Below are 4528 nucleotides of genomic sequence, written 5' to 3'. Positions count from 1 at the left end.
GGCGAGGGGATGGGTGTTCCTCCTGGGATGCTCTCGCGGCCATCGGCGCATCCGGGCGCTCCGGTGCCTCCGGGGATGATGGGGGCTCGGCCTCCGTCGTCTCCTGGGCTTCATGCGGTGGCGGGACCGCCGGGCGTGGTGGGCGCGCTGCCTGGGTCGGGTGCGTCGATGCCGCCGGAGGGGGCCGGGGTTCGGTCGCCCTCAGCGACGGGACTGCCTGCGGTGCATGGAGCACCGGGTGTGGGGACTGCTGGTCCGCAGGTTCCTCCGGGGATGCCGGGCGCATCGCCGTCGTCCGCGCCCGGAGGCATGACTGTTCCACCGGGGATGATGGCGGTACGTCCTCCGTCCGTGACGGGACTGCCCGCGGTTCCTGTGCCACACGGTCGGGTGCCGCCAGGCATGGCGGGCGCACGGCCTCCGTCCATGACGGGTGTCCCGGCAGTGCCGGGGCCTCATGGGCCGGTGCCTCCGGGGATGATGGGCGCACCGCCTCCGGCGACGGTTGGGGCGGGGGCTCCGGTGCCTCCGGGGATGATGGGCGCACCGCCTCCGGCGACGGTTGGGGCGGGGGCTCCGGTGCCTCCAGGAATGACGGGCGCACAGCCGCCGGCGACGGTTGGGGTGGGGGCTCCGGTGCCTCCGGGGATGATGGGGCATCGGCCTCCGTCCGCGACGGGACTGCCTGCGGTGTCGGGACCTCCTGGCATGGCGGGTGGCGCGTCCGGGCCTGCTGGGCCAGTTCCTCCCGGGATGATGGGACATCGCCCGCCGTCCGCAACGGGCTTGCCCGCCGTGCCGGGGCCTCATGGGCCGGTGCCGCCGGGAACGATGGGAGCACGGCCTCCTCCCGCGCCCGGGCCACACGGGCCGGTCCCTCCCGGGATGATGGGACATCGTCCGCCGTCCGCGACGGGCCTGCCTGCGGTGCCGGGGCCTCATCGACCGGTGTCTCCGGGAATGGTGGGAGCACGCCCCTCGTCGCCGGGCCTGCCTGCGATGCCCGGGCCTCATGGGGGGCCGGTGCCACCGGGAATGACGGGAGCACGGCCTCCGCCCGCTCCCGGATTGCCAGGGGCGCATGGGCCGGTGCCTGCGGGGATGGGAGCACGGCCGCCACCTGCGCAGGGCATGCCTGTGCCTCACGGGCCGGTGCCTCCCGGGATGATGGGCGCGCGACCGCCGTCGTCGCCGGGACTGCCTGCGGTGCCGGGGGCTCGCGGGGCGATGCCACCGGGAATGACGGGCGCGCCGCCTTCGTCCGTGCACAGGGGGCCCCAGGCTCTCGGGCCTCACGGAATGATGCCACCGGGAATGACGGGTGCACCGCCTGCGACTGCGCACAGGGGGCCCCAGGCTCCTGGGCCTCACGGGGCGATGCCACGGGGAATGACGGGCGCACTGCCTGCGTCTGTGCACGGGGGGCTCGATGCCCCCGTGCCTCCCGGGGCGGTGCCACCGGGAATGACGGGTGCACCGCCTGCGACTGCGCACGCGGAGCCCCATGCTTCTGGGCCTCACCGGGCGATGCCGCCGGGAATGACGGGTGCACCGCCTGCGACTGCGCACGCGGAGCCCCATGCTTCTGGGCCTCACCGGGCGATGCCGCCGGGAATGACGGGTGCACCGCCTGCGACTGCGCACGGGGTGCCCGATGCCCCCGTGCCCCTCGGGGCGATGCCTCCGGGAATGATGGGCGCACCGCCTCCGTCCGTGCACGGGGGGGCCCATGGCCCCGTGCCTCCCGGAGCATTGCCTCCGGAGATGACTGCTGGGGCTCGGGCCGTCGCAGGGCCGGGGATGCCCCGTCCTCACTCGCCTCACGGACCGACGCCTCCGGGCACATTGCCCGTACCTCCGGCCGCAGGTGGCCCGCCTGTGGCCCTGCAGGGCGCACCCACGCCGGGCATGGCGCGGGGCCCGTCAAGCGGACCGCCCGCGCAGGTGTCCCCGACGCCGCCTTCAGGCGTGGTCGCTGCGCATCCAGCGGGCATGCCGTCGCAGCTCCCCAAGGGGATGACGCCTCCCGGAGCGATGTCGCCTCCCGCGTCACTGGGGGATGCACGGCCCGTGGATGCGGACATGCCAGTCCCTGGCAATGTCGCTGCGGAAGCTCCAAGGACCGATGAGCCAGCCGAGACGCCTCCAGCGGAAGCACGCGCTGCCCCGTCCTCGGCTGCCGCGGATGGAACGGAACCTCCGTTCCATCTCGAGGAAGACCTGGGGGCTTCGGGGCCGAGCGGTGGTCCCTCGGCGCCGGACTTCGATTCAAGCCGGATGCCGGTTCCTCCCGGAATGTCGCCCGCGGTTCATCGTGGTCACGGCATCTCGCCTGCTCCCTTCGCGAGCGAAGGACGAGAGTCCCCCGACGAGCGCGGCGCGGTGCCTCAACGGGTTGGTATCCCTGCTGAGGTGCCGGCTCAAGAGCATGTGCCGGATGCCGTCGACGCGAGTGGGGCTCCCGAGCAGGCGTTGGTCACGGACTCTGACGTGGTGTTCGACGTCGAGGCCGTTGCCGTCACGGCTTCCGACGTCGTGTCGGCGACCCCTGTCGCGACCGAAGGTGCGTCGTCGGTGGACGAGGAGGTGTCTCCCGAGACGCCAGACCTCACGGATGCCACTGTTGTGGTTGAGCCGCTCATTGTCACCGACGCCGCAGTTGGGCCGCAGGCAGTAGACGAAGCCGCCGTAGTGATGGCAGCGGGCGCCGGTGCGGCATCGGGTGGCGTCGCAAGCGAAGCCGTTGGAGTGGCGGCAGCCGACGTCAGTGTGGAATCGGGTGAGGAGCCGTCGGCCAGCCCCATTCACGACGAACCGAACGCAGTTGTTGAGGCATCGGCAGCAGGCGCGGCTACCGCTGAGTCGGAAGCAGCCCATATTGCGAGTCCGGACGTTGAAGCTGTAGCCGTATCCGCTGTGTTGGACGCGGCCAATGTCGCCACCTCAAGCGTTGATGACTTGGCGGCGGGGGCATCTTCCTCTGCGCAGGATGTTGCTGGTGATGCGAATGCGGTCTCGGCCGTATCGGCGGACGGTGCCGTTTTGTCACAGCCGGACGACTCCGTTGCACCTGGTGCGAACGTCGATGCATCGGCCTCAAGCTTCGTTACTGCCCAGCCGAATGACGCTGGTGTGGCAAGCGCGAGCGTTGTTGCTCCCGCCGCAACCACCGAGGCCAACTCGACCTCGGATGCACATGCTGCCGCTGCTGCCGCGCCGGATGTCTCCGGTGGTTCGAGTGGCATTCGTTCGGTTGGCGCCGAGCCGCATGCTGCCGGTGTGAACGATGCGGCACCCGAAGCGTCCGCCCTTGGCGAGTCGTCGGCGGCATTGGGGCCTCAGGGAACCGAGGAAACGGCAACTGCGGCGCTCGACCGTGAGCACGCTCCGTCGCCCACGAATGAAGATGTTGCCGTTGCTGAACCGGCCCCTGGACAGGCAGCAAGCCAGACCGCGACGGTCTCGTCTGACACGGAGATTGCTGCCGCCGCTGTCCTCGCGTCGTCTGCGAACGTGGAAGGTGCCGCCGTTCCTTTGCCGGGCGGTGACGCTCGTCCGGCCGCAGAAATGGCGTCGACCGCCGAGCTGACGGATGCGTCAGCTCCAGGGCCGGATGCTGAGACCTCACAGCACGAGGCCGCCTCTCCAACTGAGTCGCCGAACGCTGACGCTTTGAGCGCGGCGGGCTCGACGTCGCCCGATGATGTCGCGTCCGTGGGCTCGATTCCCGAACCGGAAGGGACTGAGCAACCTCTCGGTGTGGAAGCGCTGCCGGAGGCCTCTCAGGCCCACTCCGGTCCAGTCCTCGTGGGAGAATCCGCGGAGGCCGCGTCGTCGTTGGCTTCCACGACGCCAGCCGAAGCGCAGCGCCCAGCCGAGCCCGTCATCGTGGCCGATGCCGGTGGTCATTCCACGGCTCCAGCCGCTGCAACCGAAACCGCCGCGGCGAACTCGGAACTCACGAGTGATTCATCCTCACCGGCCACGCAGGAGCCAGTCGCGGTCAACCCGTCTGCGGAGACGACGTCGGCTGCCACCGTAGACGCCCCAACCGCCGTAACACCGAGCGATGCGCCTGACGGCTTCGCGGAGGCGGCTGCGGCAACCACAGAGACCGAGCCAACTCCGTCCATCGAGTCCGCTCCCGGCTCCATGCCATCCACGGACGAACGGGCCGCGCTGCCCTTCGGCGAGGTGACGCAGCCATTCGGCCTCAAGTTGGACTTGGCGGCCATCGCCGACGAGTCCGACCCGACGGCGGAGGATGCTTCAACAGGCCAGCACGCGGATTCGCCAATGCAGGACACCCCGGCGCCGCGCAAGGCACGCGGCTTCGTCGTCGCGGAGCATGGCGAACTGCTCACCACCCCTGCTGCCCCCATGGCCAGCCTCGACGCCACGGAGCCCGCCGCTCCCGCGGAGGCTACGGGCGGCGACGAGGCACCTGAGAACGCGCCTGTCGACAATGGGCAGACGCCGCCTCCCGCCACGGATCCGGCTCCCGCGCCCGTCCAGGTCGCAGCTGTCT

1 pseudogene is annotated in these 4528 nt (G+C 71.2%); it reads left to right on the top strand.

Annotated features, from left to right (window positions below):
• Positions 1–2490: 2490 nt before the first annotated feature.
• Positions 2491–4528: pseudogene (locus tag FMP39_RS37655) on the top strand (hypothetical protein); the annotation flags it as partial.

Source organism: Myxococcus sp. AB056 (assembly GCF_006547365.1).
Classification (GTDB): Bacteria; Myxococcota; Myxococcia; order Myxococcales; family Myxococcaceae; genus Myxococcus; species Myxococcus virescens.
Note: the sequence above shows the minus strand (reverse complement) of the source record. Positions and strands in the feature narration are given on the sequence as shown.